Annotated in this window: 15 protein-coding genes and 1 tRNA gene; 9 read left to right on the top strand and 7 right to left on the bottom strand. The window is 69.2% G+C overall.

The annotated features are described in order from the left end of the window. Positions 1-325 precede the first annotated feature (325 nt). Positions 326-1,354 carry an NADPH-dependent curcumin/dihydrocurcumin reductase gene (gene curA / locus Q5Z10_RS14735; RefSeq protein ID WP_303636159.1) on the top strand — a complete coding sequence of 343 codons (1,029 nt, stop codon included), beginning with the start codon at positions 326-328 and terminating at the stop codon, positions 1,352-1,354. A 53-nt stretch (positions 1,355-1,407) separates the two neighbouring features. On the opposite strand, the gene Q5Z10_RS14730 is transcribed toward curA, so the two are convergent. Further along, the gene (locus Q5Z10_RS14730; RefSeq protein ID WP_303636158.1) at positions 1,408-2,250 is read right to left on the bottom strand and encodes a bifunctional transcriptional activator/DNA repair enzyme AdaA; all 843 of its coding nucleotides are present in this window, start codon (positions 2,248-2,250) and stop codon (positions 1,408-1,410) included. Positions 2,251-2,382: 132 nt separating this feature from the next. Between Q5Z10_RS14730 and Q5Z10_RS14725 the strand changes: the two genes are divergently transcribed. After that, positions 2,383-3,144 carry an SDR family oxidoreductase gene (locus Q5Z10_RS14725; protein WP_303636157.1) on the top strand — a complete coding sequence of 254 codons (762 nt, stop codon included), beginning with the start codon at positions 2,383-2,385 and terminating at the stop codon, positions 3,142-3,144. Positions 3,145-3,152: 8 nt separating this feature from the next. On the opposite strand, the gene Q5Z10_RS14720 is transcribed toward Q5Z10_RS14725, so the two are convergent. Together Q5Z10_RS14720 and Q5Z10_RS14715 are read right to left on the bottom strand one after the other, a co-directional pair. Continuing rightward, positions 3,153-3,623, bottom strand: coding sequence for a hypothetical protein (locus Q5Z10_RS14720; protein ID WP_303636156.1), 471 nt, complete (start codon positions 3,621-3,623; stop codon positions 3,153-3,155). After that, entirely contained in the window at positions 3,620-4,078 is a 459-nt protein-coding gene (locus Q5Z10_RS14715) for a hypothetical protein (protein ID WP_303636155.1), read from the bottom strand. The genes Q5Z10_RS14720 and Q5Z10_RS14715 overlap by 4 nt, the downstream gene beginning before the upstream one ends. A 127-nt stretch (positions 4,079-4,205) precedes the next feature. Between Q5Z10_RS14715 and Q5Z10_RS14710 the strand changes: the two genes are divergently transcribed. Together Q5Z10_RS14710 and Q5Z10_RS14705 are read left to right on the top strand one after the other, a co-directional pair. Continuing rightward, complete coding sequence (locus Q5Z10_RS14710; protein ID WP_303636154.1) at positions 4,206-4,967, top strand: hypothetical protein; 762 nt, start codon at positions 4,206-4,208, stop codon at positions 4,965-4,967. A 110-nt stretch (positions 4,968-5,077) separates the two neighbouring features. Beyond that, positions 5,078-5,254, top strand: coding sequence for a hypothetical protein (locus tag Q5Z10_RS14705; RefSeq protein ID WP_303636153.1), 177 nt, complete (start codon positions 5,078-5,080; stop codon positions 5,252-5,254). A gap of 212 nt (positions 5,255-5,466) precedes the next feature. Here the strand turns inward: Q5Z10_RS14705 and Q5Z10_RS14700 are convergent. Further along, a tRNA-Ala gene (locus Q5Z10_RS14700) sits at positions 5,467-5,542 on the bottom strand. A gap of 292 nt (positions 5,543-5,834) precedes the next feature. Here Q5Z10_RS14700 and Q5Z10_RS14695 point away from each other — a divergent pair. The 3 genes from Q5Z10_RS14695 (at position 5,835) to Q5Z10_RS14685 (ending at position 10,032) form a co-directional block, all read left to right on the top strand. After that, the gene (locus Q5Z10_RS14695) at positions 5,835-6,140 is read left to right on the top strand and encodes a Rho-binding antiterminator (protein WP_303636152.1); all 306 of its coding nucleotides are present in this window, start codon (positions 5,835-5,837) and stop codon (positions 6,138-6,140) included. Between the two features lie 410 nt (positions 6,141-6,550). Beyond that, the gene (locus Q5Z10_RS14690; RefSeq protein WP_442758961.1) at positions 6,551-8,803 is read left to right on the top strand and encodes a TonB-dependent receptor; all 2,253 of its coding nucleotides are present in this window, start codon (positions 6,551-6,553) and stop codon (positions 8,801-8,803) included. Positions 8,804-8,898: 95 nt separating this feature from the next. Continuing rightward, positions 8,899-10,032, top strand: a complete 1,134-nt coding sequence (locus Q5Z10_RS14685) for a hypothetical protein (RefSeq protein ID WP_303636150.1) — start codon at positions 8,899-8,901, stop codon at positions 10,030-10,032. A gap of 41 nt (positions 10,033-10,073) precedes the next feature. Here Q5Z10_RS14685 and Q5Z10_RS14680 read toward each other — a convergent pair whose 3' ends face one another. After that, positions 10,074-12,146 (bottom strand): DUF4034 domain-containing protein, encoded by a 2,073-nt coding sequence (locus tag Q5Z10_RS14680; RefSeq protein WP_303636149.1) that lies wholly within the window; start codon positions 12,144-12,146, stop codon positions 10,074-10,076. Between the two features lie 94 nt (positions 12,147-12,240). Then, positions 12,241-13,320, bottom strand: a complete 1,080-nt coding sequence (gene rnd, locus Q5Z10_RS14675) for a ribonuclease D (RefSeq protein WP_303636148.1) — start codon at positions 13,318-13,320, stop codon at positions 12,241-12,243. Between the two features lie 84 nt (positions 13,321-13,404). Here rnd and Q5Z10_RS14670 point away from each other — a divergent pair, with 84 nt between their 5' ends. Then, on the top strand, positions 13,405-15,297 hold the full coding sequence (locus tag Q5Z10_RS14670; RefSeq protein WP_303636147.1) for a formylglycine-generating enzyme family protein: 1,893 nt from the start codon (positions 13,405-13,407) through the stop codon (positions 15,295-15,297). A gap of 88 nt (positions 15,298-15,385) precedes the next feature. Continuing rightward, positions 15,386-16,282, top strand: a complete 897-nt coding sequence (locus Q5Z10_RS14665) for a M48 family metalloprotease (RefSeq protein WP_303636146.1) — start codon at positions 15,386-15,388, stop codon at positions 16,280-16,282. Between the two features lie 35 nt (positions 16,283-16,317). Here the strand turns inward: Q5Z10_RS14665 and xseA are convergent, their stop codons facing one another. Further along, positions 16,318-17,658, bottom strand: coding sequence for an exodeoxyribonuclease VII large subunit (xseA, locus tag Q5Z10_RS14660; RefSeq protein WP_303636145.1), 1,341 nt, complete (start codon positions 17,656-17,658; stop codon positions 16,318-16,320). Positions 17,659-17,801: the final 143 nt, after the last annotated feature.

The raw sequence follows: 17,801 nt of genomic DNA, 5'->3' as shown, positions 1-17,801 counted from the left end.
GCATATTACGGAGGTTGGACGCCTTCGGCAAGCGTTTTGGCAAAAAACCTTCACATTGCCGTCTGCGCACCGACGCGCTACCTGCAAGTGCTTGATCCTGCGTCGCCCGATCGCATCCGCCGCGCACCGGACCCGCGGCAGGGGCAGGGGGCTGATGGCGGAAATCAGCGAGCCGCCGCCGTTGCCAATGTCGCTGCCGCAACGGCTGCACGCGGCGGCCAGCGCGCAGACCGATGGAACGCTGTTTTCGCCACCTCCGCCGCGCTGCGCGACGGCGTACTGTCGGCGTTCCTTTCCCACGCTGGCAACAGCAGAGCTGCTGGACATGTCCGAGATTCCGACCACTACTGCCCGCATCGTGCTCGCCTCACGCCCACAGGGGGCGCCGGTGGCCGCCAATTTCCGCCTGGAGCAGGCGCCATTGCCTGCGCTGGCACCGGGCCAGGTGCTGCTGCGCAACCGCTATCTGTCGCTGGACCCGTACATGCGAGGGCGCATGGACGAAGGCCCGTCGTACGCACCGCCGGTGGCACTGGATGCGGTGATGGAAGGGCAGACGGTGGCCGAGGTGCTGCAGTCGCGGGCGCCCGATGTGGCGGTGGGTGAGCTGGTGCTGGCCGGCGGCGGCTGGCAGACCCACGCGGTGGTGGACGCCGATGCGATCGGCCGCCGCCTGGACCCGGCCGGGCTGCCACTGAGCACGGCCCTGGGCGTGTATGGCATGCCCGGTTTCACCGCGTATTCCAGCCTGATCGAAATCGGGCAGTTGCAGGCCGGCGAAACCCTGGTGGTGGCCGCCGCCAGCGGCCCGGTCGGCGCGACCGTGGCACAGCTCGCCAAGCTGCAGGGCGCGCGCGTGGTCGCCATTGCCGGTGGCGACGCCAAGCGCGCCTATCTGCAGACGCTGGGCGTGGACGTGGCGCTGGATCATCGTGCGGCCGACTTCGCTGCGCAGTTGCGGGCTGCAGTGCCGAACGGCATCGATGTGTACTTCGAGAATGTCGGCGGCCATGTGCTCGATGCCGTGCTGCCGCTGCTCAACGATTTCGCACGCATCCCGGTGTGCGGCACCATCGCCACCTACAACGCGCGGGGCGTCGAGCAGCCCGGCCCGGACCGGTTACCCGCACTGTTCAGCCAGATCCTGCGCCAGCGCCTGACCGTGCGTGGGTTCATCGTGCACGACTTCAACCATCTGTGGCCGGACTTCGAACGCGAGATGCCGCAGTGGCTGCGCGATGGCCGCATCCAGTACCGCGAGGACGTGGTGGAAGGGCTGGAGCATGCGCCGGAGGCGTTCTTCGGGCTGTTGCAGGGGCGCAACTTCGGCAAGCTGGTCGTGAAGCTGGATTGAGCATTCGCCGGGCATCGCCCGGCGCGACCGCAGCGTGTGCCGGACCGGTCGTGTCAGCCGTTGGCTGCCTTCTCCCGGCGCAGCAGTTCGCGCTTGCGGGCCACGCCCCAGGCGTAACCGGACAGATCGCCATCACGGCGCACTACGCGGTGGCAGGGCACGGCCACCGCCAGCGGATTGCTCGCGCAGGCGCGCGCCACCGCACGGCTCGCGCGCGGCGCACCGATGCGTGCGGCGATATCGGCATACGATGCGGTCTGCCCGCGTGGGATCTGCTGCAGCGCCTGCCAGACGCGCTGCTGGAAGGCTGTGCCACGGATATCCAGCGGCAGGCGCGCAGCGCGTGCAGGGTCTTCGACCAAGGCGACGACCCGTGCCACCAGCTGCTCATAGCCGGCATCGGCGCCGACCAGCTCGGCCTGGCGGAAGCGCTGCTGCAGCGACCGCAGCAGCGCTTCGGGGTCATCGCCCAGCAGGATCGCGACCACGCCGATGCTGCTGCTGGCCACCAGCACACTGCCCAGGGTGCTTTCGGCAATGGCGAAGTGGATCACCTCGCCACGGCCGCCGGCACGCCATTGCTTCGGGGTCATGCCCAGCAGCCGCGGCGCGTTTTCATAGAAGCGCCCGCTGGAACCGAAGCCGGCGTCGTGGAAGGCATCGGTGATGCGCTCCTGTTGCTCCAGTCCGGTGCGCAGGCGGTCGGCGCGCAGCGCGGTGGCGTACTGCTTGGGGGTCAGCCCGGTGGCCTGCTTGAACAGGCGATGCAGGCGGGTCGGGCTGCAGCCGGCGATCTCGGCCAGTTCCTGCAGCGAGGGTTCTTCCGGGCTGGCCTGCAGGTGGCGGCAGACCCGTTCGACACGGGCATCGAGGGCGAGAGTGGCGGTGCTGTCCATGGCGCGATTCTGGCACGCGCCCGGCCTGCGGAAACTCCGTTTCCTGCACCGGCGTGCGAGGCCCGGAAACGGAGTGTTGGCGGGCCGCAGGCACGGCATCGTGGCGGCCACTTCACAACCGGTACCACGACCATGCGCCTGAACAACAAGATCGCCCTCATCACCGGTGCCAGTGCCGGCATCGGTCGCGCCAGCGCGCTGCGTTTCGCCGCAGAAGGCGCAAAGCTGGTGCTCAATGCGCGGCGGCCGCAGCCGCTGCAGGAACTGGCCGGACAGATCCGCGCCGCCGGTGGCGAGGTGGTGGTGCATGCGGCGGATGTGGCTGATCCGGGCACGGCGCAGGCGCTGGTCGATCTGGCCCAGCAGTCATTCGGTGGCCTGGACATCGCCCTCAACAATGCCGGCATGCTCGGGCCCGGCGTACCGGCTGCGGAGTTCCCGGTGGACGCCTGGCGCGAGGTGATGGCGACCAATCTGGATGCCGCCTTCCATGCCGCCCGCGCGCAGCTGCCGGCGTTGCTGGCGCGCGGCGGTGGTTCGCTGGTGTTCGTGGGAACGTTCGTTGGCCACACCGTGGGTTTCCCGGGCATGGCCGCCTATGCATCGAGCAAGGCCGGGCTGATCGGCCTGAGCCAGGTCATCGCTGCCGAATATGGCGCGCGCGGCGTACGCAGCAACGTGCTGTTGCCCGGTGGCACCGATACCGAGATGGGCCGACAGGCGGCACCGACCGGCGATGCCCGCGACTTCGTGCGCTCGCTGCACGCACTGAAGCGCATGGCCGAGCCGGAGGAGATCGCCAACGCCGCGCTGTTCCTGGCCAGCGATGAAAGCAGCTTCGTCACCGGAACCGCGATGCGCGTGGAAGGCGGGGTGTCGATCACCCGTACCTGAGGCCCGCGTCAGGGGCCGTAGCGCACGCCACTGCTGGCCATGAAGCCCTTCGGGTCGAACACCGCCCAGATTTCGCCCCAGCGGAAGCAGGCGCGGCCTGAGGTGAGTGGGCTGCCGAATGCCTTGGCCAACGCGCGGCGCATGAAGGCGACCTCCGCATCGATGGCGGCCTGGGTGGGCCAGCCCTCCTGCATCGGCGCACCGGGAAGCTGGACGCCGAGCGATACCATCGACAGTGCCTGCCCGTGGAAGCACAGCGCAACGCCCGCCGCCACGCCCTGCAGCTGCAGGCCGCCCAGCTGCAGCCACTGGTAGCCGTTGCCCAGGTCGCGCAACTGCTGCGGCAGTGCGCCGAAACCGGCGCGCGCCGGGTCCAGCCGCAACCCGGGGCCGATTCTCGGCGTCAGCTCTCCCAGGCCGATGCTGCCGTCGGCGGCATCGAACTGAAGCGACCGCAGTGCACTGCCGGGCGCACTCACGGCGCGAAACGCACCTGGCGCGGATCGCTGACGCTGACCTGCGTCTGGTAGTAGTACTTGCCGCTGGGCTGGCCGCTGGCGGTGATGAAGTCGATGCGGACCCGGCGCGCGGTGCCGCGCACCAGCAGGCGGCGGTTCTGCAGGTGCTCCAGTTTCAGGCCCAGAGCGTTTTCCAATGCAGGGCGCAGTGCCGCATCCAGGTTGAGGGTGATGTTCAGCGGGTGCCGGTAGTCGCGTTCGCTGTTGAGGTAGATGCGGCCCTCGTCGCTGCCGACGGCCTGTACGGCCAGGGCGAACGTGCCGGAAATGCCGCGTGCCGGATCGTCCTGCGCCGCACGCACGGCTTCCTCGCTGCCGATGTAGCCGGGTGGCGGCGCGGCAACCAGGCGGTGCGCACAGCCGGTCGTGAGCAGCAGCGGGACCAGCAATGCGGTCAGCAGGGCGGGGCGATTCATGGCGCGTCCTTGTGCGTCGGTGGATGTGCCGATTGTGGCCACGCAGGGGCTGCAGCCACAAGCGCGCTGTCCAATCGGCCCGCCGATGGGTCATGCTGGGCGCCTGCCGCATCGACCAGGGAAGGACATGCCCACGACCGCACACATTGATGCCATCGATTGGGGCGCGCTGCAGTGTGCCTATGGCGACGCCTCTGAAGCGGGAGCACTGCTGGCGTCGCTGATGGACCCGCAGCACCAGCAGGACTGGAACGACATCTGGTCGCATCTGTGCCACCAGGGCACGGTGTACACGGCCAGCCACGCTGCACTGCCCGTGCTGTTGGCGATCGCGCGCCAGAGCGGACGCCGCGATCGCGATGATGCCTTGCTGCTGGCCGGTGCGATCGTGGCCGGTTCGGACGTGGGGGATCCCGGCCTGGTGCCGCACGGCGATGTCATCCAGGCGCTGCGGGGCAAGGTGCAGCAGCGCCTGCAGAGCAGTGGCAAGGACGCGGTGCCACTGTCCGATGACGGCCACGGCGAGCGCGGCTGGCTGCGCCAGGCGTGGTTAGGGCTGAGCGGCGAGAAAGCGTGGTCGCTGCATCTGGACCGGCTGGCCGAAGGCGAAATCGCGGGCGAATGCGCGGCCTGCTCGGCCGAGCTGTACTGCTCGCTGGTTGCCGACGCACCTTATGTCTGCCATGAGGACCCGGTGTCCGGCGTGCCGTCGGCGATGACGGCGCTGCTGCCGGGTGAACCGGTTGGCGTGGCCGAGCACTGGCTGATGCAGCAGGTGCGCGGCGATGGCGACGTTGTTGCCGAGCGGTTGCTGGGACTGGCGTTCGGTCATTCCACCTGCAGCGCCTGCGGGCATCCGTTCGCCGTGCGCGACTGCATGCAGGCCTGAGGTGCGCATTGCCCGTGCACGCGGCGCTCGCGGCGGTCTGACGAGCGCATCACCGGCGCCTGTCTAGCGTCCAGTGGCAGGGCCGGCCTGTCGCCGGCGGGAGCCCAGCCATGAACGACAAGCGCAACCACAACCAGCAGCAGGCCCGTGAGGGCACCGAGGAAAGTCGCCAGGATCGCCGCCAGGATGAGGTCGCAAAGCAGCGGCCGGGGCAGCAGGATCAGCAGGTGCATGATGCCCATTCGCGGCGCCCGCAGCGCAAGGACGGCAGCCAGGATCCGGCCTGAGGTGCGGAACCGTTGCGCGCGGTCATGCAGGTGATGGGGGTGGCGGGTGCGGTCGGCAGGATGGCCGCCGCGACCTCGATCGCGCCGTACCCCGGTGCCGCCCCACGGGGCGGCCAGATGGGAGGGCAGGGGATTTCCCTGGCACAGCGGGGCGGCCATCTGCCCAAAGAAAAAGCCCGCAGATCGCTGGGATCTGCGGGCTTTCTGAATAGTGGTGGAGCCAAGGAGGATCGAACTCCTGACCTCGTCATTGCGAACGACGCGCTCTCCCAGCTGAGCTATGGCCCCACGGCACGGCCAGTGTAGCGCTGGCTCCCGGCCTTGCCAAGCGCCGGGCCGGAATGACCGCCGCGGGGGATCGGTGCCTTCGCGGCCGATTCAGCGCGGGGCGTGTGCGCACCCGGCGCGGGCGGCCGCATCACTGCCTGACCGCACATCGGTGCAGGTATACGATGGGGGCAGCCGTGAACCCCTGCTCGCGCAGCTCGGGGTCGCGTTTGCGCTGCTGCCCGGTGCAGACGCCAGCCACCGGGAGCGCGCCGGCTCCGGACGCCGTGCATCCACCCATGAAGGACGCCGCATGACCGACTACCGCCCGCTGGACTGCGATCTGCACGATGTGCTGGAAATCGCCTGCCTGCACCGCGCGCTGCTTCAGGTGGAACTGACCGGCGGCGGCACCTTCGTGGCCCGCGCGCGGACCACGCTGAGCACGCCTGACAAGGAAGAATTCCTGCTGCTGGATGCGGCCGACGGCGAACGCCGCATCCGCCTGGACCAGCTGCATGCCGTGACCACCGTGGGCGCCGATGGCGTCGCAGGCCAACGCACGGTGCTGGGGCCGGGATCCTTCGATACCCGCGGCGACGCCGAACAGAACGTCTGAATCAAGGGAGAGCTGCGGCAGCACCGAGGCGGACGCTGACCATCGCAACACGGCTGGCGCTGCCGAGGGTGGCGATTCCCCCGTGGCCCTCCGCTTCGCGCCTGAGCGCCGCCTCGCAATGGCAACGGTGCAGGCAGCAGGGCGCAGGAGGCGGTGGCCCAGGCCGCCGCCTTCCATCTGCGCACTTTGCCGCAGCAGGCGGGACGCTGCCTGCAACGGGCTGCGCAACGAAATCGTAACAATTCGGGCGATAATGAACGCTTGCGCAGTGTTCTCCTTTTCTGCCGCCCGGCTCGCGCAGGCCGCACGGACGCCCCCCCTCAGAGCTTTCGATGCCTTCCCATTCCGATTCCCGCCGTTCGTCGGGCTTGTCGTTCTCCGCTGTTTCCTTCCGCCGCCATCCGCTGGCGATGGCCTGCGCGGGCGCCGCGCTGGTTGCCAGCTTCGCGGCCACCGCACAGGACAGCACCCCCAGCGCCACCGCGCTGGACACCATCACCGTGACCGCCGAACACCGCGAGCAGAACCTGCAGGACGTGCCGGTCTCGGTCGGTGTGGTGCAGGGCGAGCGCATGCGCGATTTCACCGCCGGCGGCGACGACACCCTGCTGGCGCTGTCCGGCCGCGTGCCGAGCCTGTATGCGGAAACCACCACCGGCCGCATTTTCCCGCGCTTCTACATCCGTGGCCTGGGCAACATCGACTTCTACCTGGGTGCCTCGCAGCCGGTGTCGATCATCCAGGACGACGTGGTGCTGGAGCACGTGGTGCTGAAGTCCAACCCGGTCTATGACGTGGACCAGGTGGAAGTGCTGCGTGGCCCGCAGGGCTCGCTGTTCGGCCGCAACACCACTGCCGGCATCGTCAAGTTCGACACCCTGAAGCCGACCCAGGACTACAGCGGCCGCGTCAGCGCCAGCTACGCGACCTACAACAGCGTGTCGATCGACGGCGGCTTCGGCGGCCCGATCAACGACATCGCCTCGTTCCGCGTGTCGGCGCTGTACCAGCACCGCGACGACTACGTGGACAACACCTACAGCGGCCCCAGCGCCGATGGCACGGTGAGCCCGAAGAAGAACGCGATGGGCGGCTTCGACGACCGCAACGTGCGTGCGCAGCTGCTGCTGACCCCGAGCGACCAGTTCTCGATCCTGGCCTCGGCGCATGCCCGCGACTACGAAGGCACCTCGACCCTGTTCCTGCGCAACGCGCTGACCAAGGGCTCGAACCAGACCGACGTGCCGCGCGACCAGGTTGCCTACGACGAAGCCGACAACAACCCGCAGGCCTACAAGACCTACGGCGGCTCGGTGAAGGCGCGCTATGACTTCGGCGCCGTCGACTTCACCTCGATCACCGCCTACGAAACCACCTCCGGTTACAGCCGCGGCGATACCGATGGCGGCGCGGCGGTGAACTACCCGGTCAATGGCGTGCCCAACGGCTACGGCCAGTCGATGGGCCAGATCCGCGACCTGGACCAGTGGACCCAGGAATTCCGCCTGGCCAGCCATGACGACAGTGCACTGCAGTGGCAGGCCGGTGCGTTCTACTTCAATGGCAGCGACACCACTGACTTCTACCAGCGCGCCTGGTTCCTGAAGGGCGCTGCGCGCAATCCGAACAACTGGGTTCGCCTGCGCAACAAGAACACCTCGTGGGCCGGTTTCGGCCAGCTCAGCTACGCGTTCACCGACAGGTTCACGGTCACTGCCGGCCTGCGCCAGACCAGGGACGAGAAGCACACGCGCCTGCTGAAGACGGCCGATACCGCCGCCGGCGCAGTGACCTACCGGGGCCGCACCGACGTCAAGATGTCCGACACCACCCCGAGCTGGGATCTGAGCGCGATGTACCAGATCACCCCGGACGTGAGCGTCTATGCCAAGGTGGCCCGTGGCTTCCGTGGCCCGACCATCCAGGGCCGTTCGGCGGTGTTCAACGCCGATTTCACCACCGCCGATTCGGAAACGATCCTGTCGTGGGAAGCGGGCGTGAAGAGCAGCCTGTGGGACAACCGCCTGCGCCTGAACGCCACCGCGTTCACCTACACCGTCAACGACATCCAGCTCAACGGCAACGATTCGGACGGCAACGGCGTGCTGTTCAACGCCGACAAGGCCAAGGCCTACGGCTTTGAAGCGGACATGGAACTGCGCCCGATCCCGAACCTGACCCTGAGTGCCGGCTTGAGCCTGCTGCACAGCGAGATCCAGGACAAGCGCGTGTATGCGCAGGTCTGCGGCCTGAATGGCCAGGTGGTGTGCACGGTGGACGATCCGACCATCAAGGTCGGTGCCAACACCTTCGCGCAGATCGATGGCAACCCGCTGCCGAACGCACCGAAGTACAACATCAACCTGGCAGCACGCTACGACTTCCCGGTCAGCGATGCCGCCACGATGTTCGTGTCCACCGACTGGAACAAGCAGGGCTACACCAGCTTCGTGCTGTACGACAGCAAGGAATTCAACTCCAAGGGTGATTTCGAGGGCGGCCTGAAGATCGGCTACTCGGGCAACTATGGTGCCTACGAAGTGGCGCTGTTCGCACGCAACATCACCAACGAGAAGAACCTCAAGGGCGTGATCGAGAACTACATGGCCGCGGTCTACAACGAACCGCGCACCGTGGGTGTGTCGCTGAACATGAACTGGTAAGTCCAGCGGTCTGGGTTTCGGGAACGGCGCTCCTTGAGCGCCGTTCTTCGTGGGGCCGTGCTAAGTTCCTGCGCCGTGTTGAAAGGACCTCGACCGTGCTCACGACGCTGTTCCAGACCTACTCCGGTTCCACCGCCGCCGAAGCACTGCAGGCCCGCTGCCGGGCGCAGGTGGTGCGCTGGCGCTGGGCAACCGAATCGATGGCGTTTGAGGTGCCGTTCCTGTGCGAGGAATACGGCCGGCCCGCGCCGCGCTGGATCGCCGACGCCAAGGCCGACCCTGCACGGCATGTCCGCCATGGTTTCGACGCGGAAGGGCGGATCATCGTGGAACGTGACCGCAATGGCGGTGTCTCGGTGTGGCTGCACCTGCCGGATCTTCGCCAGCAGGTCTCTTTCTACAACTCCGGCAGCCTCTCCTCGATCACGCAGTTCCGCGAGGCCGATGGACGCCTGCAGGAAATGCAGCAGGTGACCGACGACAGCGGCTTCACCGAAACCTTCGAGTGGCAGGGCGAGCGCCTGCTGCGGGTGCTGGTCGAGTGCTGGGGCAGGGGCGAACGCACCGGGTGGAGCCAGCGCCTGTATGACCATGACGATGATGGGCAGCTGCAGCGCATCACGCTGGAGCACCTGGATCGCCGGAAGCGCCGGACGGGGGATGCGCAGCTGCTTTATCTGCGTCCGCGGAAGGGCGAAACGCTGGCGACGGTGTGCGCGGAGGTGGAACGCCGGCTGCTGGAGGCGATCGCCGAGGCGCTGCCGCGCATCGCGCGGGATGAACCGCTGTACTGTCTGCTGCTGTGCTACACCGAGGAGGACGTAGCGGCCGCGTGGCCGCCCTTCCTGGTCTGGGGGCGTCAGTCCTATCGCGAGCAGGTGCTGGCACGCGGCGAAGAGGTCGCGTACCTCCTGTGGGCGCCGGATGAGATCCGTCAGGCGCAGGGTGAAAGCAGCGAGCAGTGGTTCGACGCGCCGGCCCTGGTCGAGGCGTGCGCCCGGCACAACCAGTACATGGCGCTGCGGCAGAGCTCGGCCTCGGCGAAGCGGCTGCTCACCCGGGTGGCAGCCTGGCTGGACGCACCGGCGCAACGCGCGCAGCTGTGCACCACCGATGATTTCGTGGTGGCGGTGGCGGACAATACCGGTGCAGTCGATCCGCTGCGCGCGCTGCGGCGGGCGATCGCACCCGAGCGCTGGCAGCTGCTGAAGTCACGCGGGTACGTGTGAGGCGGAGCGGCCCGCTGATGCGGGCCGCCGGGCGCGTCGACTCAGACCGCGGTGCGGTCGCTGTCCTGGCTGCGCTGGCCGAAGGTCAGCGCCCAGGTCGCGCTGTCCACCTGCTGGCGGTCCTGTTCCTGCTGCTTGCGTGCACGGCTGGCGCCGAACCAGCGGCCTTCGCCGTTGATCAGCGGCGCCATGCGCGCCACGTCCACGTACTCCGGGTCGATCTCGCTGGCACGCTGCAGCCAGGTCAGCGCCAGGAACGCGTTGGCCGGCACGCCGTTGCCGAAGTGGTAGATGTCGGCCAGGTAGCCGGCGGCCCACAGCTTGTCGTCGTCGTCGCCCCGCCACCACAACGGGATCAGCGCACGCTCGACGGCCTCGCGCTTGTGCGCATCGTTGTCGCCGTCCAGGGCCAGGCAGGCGAGGTTGCGGCAGGTCGGTCCCCACACCCGCTCGCCGGCGTCGGCTTCGCGCAGGCAATGCAGATACAGTTCGCGCGCACGTGCCTGGTTGTCGGCACCCCCGGCGGCGACCAGGCGTACGGCGAGGTTGTAGGTGGCGATCAGGTCGCCACCCTGCACCGCGCGTTCCTGCCAGTGGGCAGCCTGCTCGGCGTCGACGAATTCCGGTTGGTCACGGCCGCCGAGCCGGCCCTTGTACAGGTCGCACAGGGCTGCCATCGCGCCGGCGTCGCCAGCCCCGGCCATGCGCTGCAGCAGCGACAAGCCGGCCGTCTGCGAGACATCGCAGAACAGGTTCGAGGCGAAGGTGACCGTCGAGGTGTTCTGCTGCAGCGCCAGCGCCAATGCGCGCTGCAGCAGGGCCTGTCCGCGCGCCGGATCCGGTGTCAGCCCGAGCAGGCCGTGCTCGATGGCGCTGCCGGCCCAGAGCAGGCCCAGCGCGCAATCGCCTTCGTCTGCGGCGTACGCCACGACCTGTGCGAACAGGGCGTCGGCGCCTTCCACGTGGGCGAACCAGGCGCAGGCTTCCAGGTTGCTGAAGCCCTCGTGCAGGACCACGTCGCGGTCCAGGCGCCAGGCCTGCTGCAGATCCTCCAGGACCGCCTGCATGTGCCGGGCGTCCCACTGCACGTCGCCCTGGGCATCTTCGCTGCGGCCCAGGTGGTAGCGCAGTGATGCGCGCTGGGCCAGCACCTGTGCACGCACGGAGCGTTCCAGGTGCCAGTCGAGAATCTGCGCATACGCGCGCTCGTGCGCGGCCACCGCGTCGGCATCGTCGCGGTGCGGCAGCGCATCCATCCAGTCCTGTTCCTTGCACCAGCGCAGGGCGTTGCGCTGGGCCAGGTCCAGGCCGCGGCACCAGCCGCTCTCGATGAAGTCTTCCATCGCCTCGTGGCTGCCGCCCCAGCGCGGGTACAGGTAGTAGAGGGTGTCTTCCAGCGTGCTCGGGTCATCGGGGCGTTGTTCAAGCACCCGTTGCATCCAGTACGCCAGCGGCGCGTCGAACTGCTCCTGGCTGCGTCCACGCAGCAGCGGCGGCAGGTCGTCGGGCAGCGCCTGCAGCGGCATGCCGAAGCGCGAAAGCAGCTGCAGGGCCTGTGGCCAGGCCTGCGGATAGTGCCCGGCCAATGCCTCCACCGTGGATTCGGCGGCCTGGCCGGCCTGCAGCGCCAGCAGCCAGTCCGGCTCGCCCAAGTAGCTGGTGATGCGCTTGATGCCGTCCAGCGCCAGCGCCGGGCGCGGCGACAGCGCGATCGCCTGCAAATAGGCATGCACGGCATGGTCGCGCGCCAGCTGCGCGGCCAGCCATTGGCTGTCCTCCACCAGGGCGGCGACGTCGGCACTGCGCAGCGCACCGGCGGCCGACTCCCAGCAGGCACCCAGGCTCAGATGTGCGTAGTAGCTTTGCGGCGCGGCGGCGACCCAGCGCTGCGCCTGTTGCAGGCGTTCATCGAGGCTGAGCGTCGCCTCGTGCAGGTTGCGCAGGCGCCAGCGGATCCCGGGCAGCCGCCGCGCGCCCTCCAACCACACCTGTTCGTGGGGTGCCAGCAGCGCGTCCAGCGCTGCGTAGTCCTGTTCCTGCAACGCCCTGCGCGCCTGCGCGCGCCAGGCCAGGTCCTCGGCGGAGAGGCCGTCCTTCGCAAGTCCATCTGTCATCTGTTGCCATCCAACACTAACGGGGCCGCTATTGGACAGGTCCAGATCCACGCCTGCAAGCGCGGCAGATGCGCATGGCGCTGCGCCGGAAGCCTCAGCGCGCCGGAAGCAGCGCCTGCAGCCGGGCTTCCAGTTCCTGCTGGCGCCATCCGGCCAGCGCGGTTGGCCATTCGCGACGCTCCAGATAACTTTCCAGGTGCTTGCGCGAGGCCAGCACGCCGTCGGCCAGTCCGAGCTCGCGGCTGCGTTCGGCCACTGCATCCTGCAGCTTCTTCAGTGCCTGCTTGTGGCTGTCGCCGGCCTGCATCGCCAACGGCGCATCGGCTTCGTCGGCCAGCGGGGTCTCCAGGGCCTGCCATACGGCGGCAGCGAGTTTGCGCGGGGCCTTGGGGAACTGCTCGAACATCCTGCCCAGCGCGGTCGCATCCGCAGGCGGCGTACGTGCCAGGGTGGCGGCCAGTTCGTTGTCGAGAATCCAGCTGCGCGGGCGATCACTGGCGCGTGCCTGTGCGTCGCGCCAGCGCAGCAGCCGCAACAGGCGGCGCTGTGCCGCGGCATCCAGGAACTGCGCCGAACGCATGGCCAGGTGCGGCCAGCGGTCCTCGTCGTTGGCGACGCTGGCCAGCAGGCGCTCGGCGTCATCGTCAAGCCACTGCCGGCGCCCCAGCGCCTGCAGCCTGGCGTCGATGGCATCGTGCATCGCGAACAGGTGCTCGACGTCATCGGCGGCGTACTTCAGCTGCGACGCCGACAGGGGCCGGCGCATCCAGTCGGAACGGGTCTCGCCCTTTTCCAGCGCTACGCCGGTGATTTCCTGCACCAGCTTCTGGTACCCCATGCCGGCGCCGATGCCGGCCAGCGCCGCGCCGATCTGGGTATCGAACAACGGACGCGGCAACACCCCGCAGGTCCACTTGAACGCCACCAGATCCTCGCTGGCGCTGTGCATCACCTTCATGATGGACGCATCGGCCAGCCACGGCGCCAGCGCCTCGGGCATGCCGGGGATCAGCGGGTCGATCAGCAGGATGTCCTCGCCGACCGCCATCTGTACCAGCGCCAGCTGGGGCCAGAACGTGCGCTCGCGGATGAACTCGGTATCCAGGCCGATACGGGTCGGCGGCTGCTGGCGGTATGCATCCAGCTCGGCGGGGGTGGTGATCCAGATTGCCACGGGTCAAGGCCTACTACTCGGGTTTGCTCAGGCAGGGGAGAATAGCCTAACGTCGGTCCGCGCCCGTGCCGAAGGAGGCCCTGCTTGCGTTTTCTGCTGTCGTCCGTGCTGTGCACCGCCCTGGCCGTGGCCCTGGCCGGGTGCGCGCCGTCGCCACCGGCGCCGTCCGCGCCGGCAGACGGGGCGGACGGCAAGGGCGCTGCCGGGCCATCGGCTGCCACGGGCGAGGCGACGCCGTCCGGCCGCGGCACGGTGACCATCGCCGGCGACGATGCCGCCGAGGACGTCCAGCAGTGGACGCCGCCGCGGGTCGACCGCCAGGGGCGCACGCTGGCGCAGCTGCGCCGCGCCGCCGAGCAGGCGTTCACGCGCGGTCATCTGTACGAAGACGGTGATGCAGCGGTGCCGCTGTGGCTGGCGGTGCAGGAGGAAGCACCGGACGACCGGCAGGCACGCGCAGGCCTGCAGCGCGCCCGCCAGCGCCTGCTGCAGGAGGCCGATGCGCTGCTGCAGCGCCCGCTGAAACAGCGCGAAGCGCTGGCCGAAGCCGGGCGCCAGGCGCTGGTCCTGCTGACCCTGGCGCCGAAGGATGAAAAAGTGCGCGCGCTGCAGGGCCGGGTCGAGACCGCGCAGCGGGCCGTGGCCTACAACCGTGCCGGCGAGGACGATCTGCGTGCGGACCGGATCGGCGAAGCGGGCGATGGTGCCATCGGCAATTTCCGTGAGGCGCTGGCGCTGGATCCCCACAACCGTCGTGCCCGGCAGGGCCTGGCCGCGGCCGAGAGCGGCCTGATCCGCCGTGCCGAGGACGCAGCGCGGATCCGTGACTTCGCCAGCGCCGGCGCATGGCTGGCCGAAGCCAGCAAGGTGCGGGACTCGTCACCGACCATCGCCGATGCGTTCGAGCGCATCGAACAGATCCGCGCGGCGGCACTGCTGCAGCTGCGCGACAGCGGCCTGCGCGACCTGGCGACGCCACAGGGCCTGAAGCCGGCCCGCGAGAAGCTGGGCGAGGCACTGCGCATTGCCCTGCCGGGTGACCCGGTGGTGGCGCAGCTGCGCGAACGCATCGAGCTGGCCACCCACTACGGCAGCTTCCGCCCGGGCCAGGTGTTCAGCGATGCGATGCGCGACGGCGGGCGTGGGCCGCAGATGATCGTGGTGCCGCACGGCGGCTTCCAGATGGGCGCCAGTGATTCCGAGCCGGGGGCCACCGATGCGGAGCGACCGTCGCACTATGTGCGCTTCGAGCGTGGCTTCGCGATGGCGATCACCGAGATCACCGTGGGCGACTTCGAGCGCTACGTGAAGGCGACCAGCGCCCGTCCGCGGGCGACCCGGCGTGGCCATTCGGTGGTCTATGACGAGCGCAGTGGCAATTTCATCCGGCGCAGCGGCGTCGATTGGCGCTCGGACTATGACGGCGGGCGGGCGCTGGGCAACTCGCCGGTGATGCACGTGAGCGTGCGCGATGCAGAGAACTACGCCACCTGGCTGTCCGAGCAGACCGGGCGCAGCTACCGGCTGCCCAGCGAAGCGGAGTTCGAATACGCCCTGCGCGCAGGCAGCAACGGCCGCTATCCGTGGGGCGACGCCGGCCTGCCGCCGGAAGGCAGCGGCAACTACACCGGCAGCAAGGACGTGTCGCCGTCCGGCCGGCGCTGGCACAACGCCTTCGTCGGCTACGGCGACGGCTGGTGGGGTCCGGCACCGGTGGCCAGTTTCCAGGCCAACGGCTTCGGGCTGCACGACATGGGCGGCAATCTCAGCGAGTGGGTGGCCGACTGCTGGCATGCCAGCTATCGCCGTGCTCCGGCCGACGGCGCCGCCTGGTTCAATCCGGGCTGCCGTTCGCGGGTGATCCGGGGCGGCAACTGGGCCAATGCGCCCGAGCAGACCCGGGCGGCGTGGCGGCAGTCGCAGGATTCGGATACCACCAACGCCCGCATCGGCTTCCGCCTGGTGCGCGGCATCTGAAAGACACCGGCTTCACCCCGCCACGCCCGCGCCGCACTAAGATTGCGCCGTGCCCGCCGGCCGGCGGGGTCAGCCGGAACACCTGCCGATGCGCAACGATCCTTTTTCCCGCTCGCAACAAGGTCCGCGGCGGCGCGGCCTGTTCGGCAACATCCGCTGGTGGGTGCTGCTGCTGGCTGCCGGCTACGCGGCGTTCTACTGGTTTTCCAACCGCGCCGTCGATCCCTATACCGGGGAGAAGGTGCTGATCGACAGCAGTCTCGATGCCAGCCAGGAGAAGGCCCTGGGCCTGCAGGCCTACCAGCAGATCCTGTCGCAGGAGCGGCCGCTGGATCCCAACGCACAGATCTCGCGCGACATCCGCGCGATCGCGCAGCGGCTGATCGCCAAGGTCGACGTGGTCGAGACCGCACTGGCGCAGGAGCATGGCCTGCAGCCGGGGCATTTCTCGCGAGACTTCGAGTGGGAGGTCAACGTGATTCCCTCCGACCAGGCCAACGCGTTCTGCCTGCCCGGCGGCAAGATGGCGGTCTATACCGGGCTGGTGCCGGTGGCACGCACCACCGATGCGATGGCGGTGGTGATGGGGCATGAGATCGCCCATGCGCTGCTGCGCCATGGCGCGCAGCGCATGGCCCAGCAGAAGTTGACCCAGATCGGCCAGGTGGCGGGCGCCGCCAGCGGCATGGACGCGCAGCAGCAACAGATGATGATGTCGGCGATGGGCTACGGCTACCTGTTGCCGTATGCCCGCAGCCATGAAACGCAGGCCGATGAAGTCGGGCTGATGCTGGCGGCGGCGGCCTGCTTCGATCCGCGTGAGGCGGTACCGCTGTGGCAGCGCATGGGCCAGGCCGGCGGCGGCCAGGCGCCCCCGGAGTTCGCGTCCACCCATCCCAACCCGGGCACCCGTATCCAGAACCTGCAGGCGCTGATGCCGAAGGCGCTCGAGTACCGGCAGAAGTTCTGCGAGCAGGCCCGGTAAGCGCTGTCTGGCCGCGCGCAGCGCTGCAGGAAACCCTATCTGACTGCCGTGACCTGCATGTCGATCACGCCATCACCCACGCGTGCCTGCAGTGCATCGCCCGGCTGCACCTGCGCGACCTGGCGCACCAGCGCACCGTCGTCGCTGCGGGTCAGGATGCTGTAACCGCGGGCCACGGTCGCCAGCGGGCTGACCGCTTCCAGCGAACGGGCGATGCCGCGCAGGCGCAGCGCATCACGCTGCAGCAGGCGCTGCAGCGCCGCCTGGGGGCGGCCTCCCACGGCGCCAAGACGCCGGCGCAGGGCATCGAGCCGGCGCTGCGGATGATGGCCGCGCAGGACCGCGGCGGCGTGGCGCAGACGGGCGCCGCGCCGTTCCTGCTGCTGCTGTTGCGCCGCATGCAGGCGGCGCCCCAGGTCCAGCTGGCGGCGGCGCAGCAGGTCCAGCCGCGCCTGCGGGCTCTGGGCATTCAGCCGCAACAGTGCACGATCGGCCCGTTGCATGGCCTGGCCCATCGCGTGCCGGTGCAGCTGCACCAGGCGTGCGGCGTCGCGGCGCAGGCGCAGGGCCAGGTCGCGCTGGTCGGGTACCAGCAGCTCGGCCGCCACCGAGGGCGTCGGCGCCCGCAGGTCGGCGGCAAAGTCGCTGAGGCTGAAATCGGTCTCGTGACCCACCGCCGACACCACCGGCGTCGCGCTGGCGGCGATCGCACGGGTCAGCGCTTCGTCGTTGAAGGCCCACAGGTCTTCCAGCGAGCCACCGCCACGGGTCAGCAGGATCACGTCGTAGCGGCCGCTGGCATCGGCGGCCTGCAGCAGGCGGGTGATCTGCGCGGCGGCGCTGGCGCCCTGCACCAGCGTCGGCAGCAGGTCCACTTCCAGCATCGGAAATCGACGGCCCAGCACGCTCAGCACATCGCGCACCGCAGCACCGGTCGGGGAGGTGATCACCGCCAGGCGCCGCACGTGCGTCGGCATCGGCCGCTTGCGCGCGGGATCGAACAGCCCTTCGCCGTCCAAACGCGCCTTCAACTGCTCGAAGGCCCGCCGCAACGCACCTTCGCCGGCTTCTTCCATGTGGTCCAGCACCATCTGGTACTCACCGCGCGCGTCGTACAGGGTCACCCGGCCGCGCACCAGCACGCGCATGCCTTCGCGTGGCACGAATGCCAGGTACTGCGCCTTCATCCGGAACATCGCCGCACGCAGCTGCGCGCGCGGATCCTTCAGCGTGAAGTACAGGTGGCCCGAGGCCGGGCGTGCCACGCTGCCCAGTTCGGCTTCGACCCAGATCGCGGGGAAACTGCCTTCCAGCAGATCGCGGGCCAGCGTGTTGAGCTGGCTGGGAGTGAGGATGTCGTGGTTGCGTGGCTGCATGGTGACGGCGTGGGGCAGGTGGAACGGGGGCTCAGGATCGCACGTTGCCGCGCGGGGATCACGCCTGCGGGGCCGTCATGGCGGGCAGTGCGTGGGTGCGCAGCAAGGCGATGGCATCGGGCCAGCGGAATCCAACCATCCTG

The sequence above is a fragment of the Stenotrophomonas sp. 704A1 genome (assembly GCF_030549525.1).
Taxonomy (GTDB): Bacteria; Pseudomonadota; Gammaproteobacteria; order Xanthomonadales; family Xanthomonadaceae; genus Stenotrophomonas; species Stenotrophomonas tuberculopleuritidis.
This window is presented reverse-complemented; position numbering and strand designations above follow the sequence as displayed.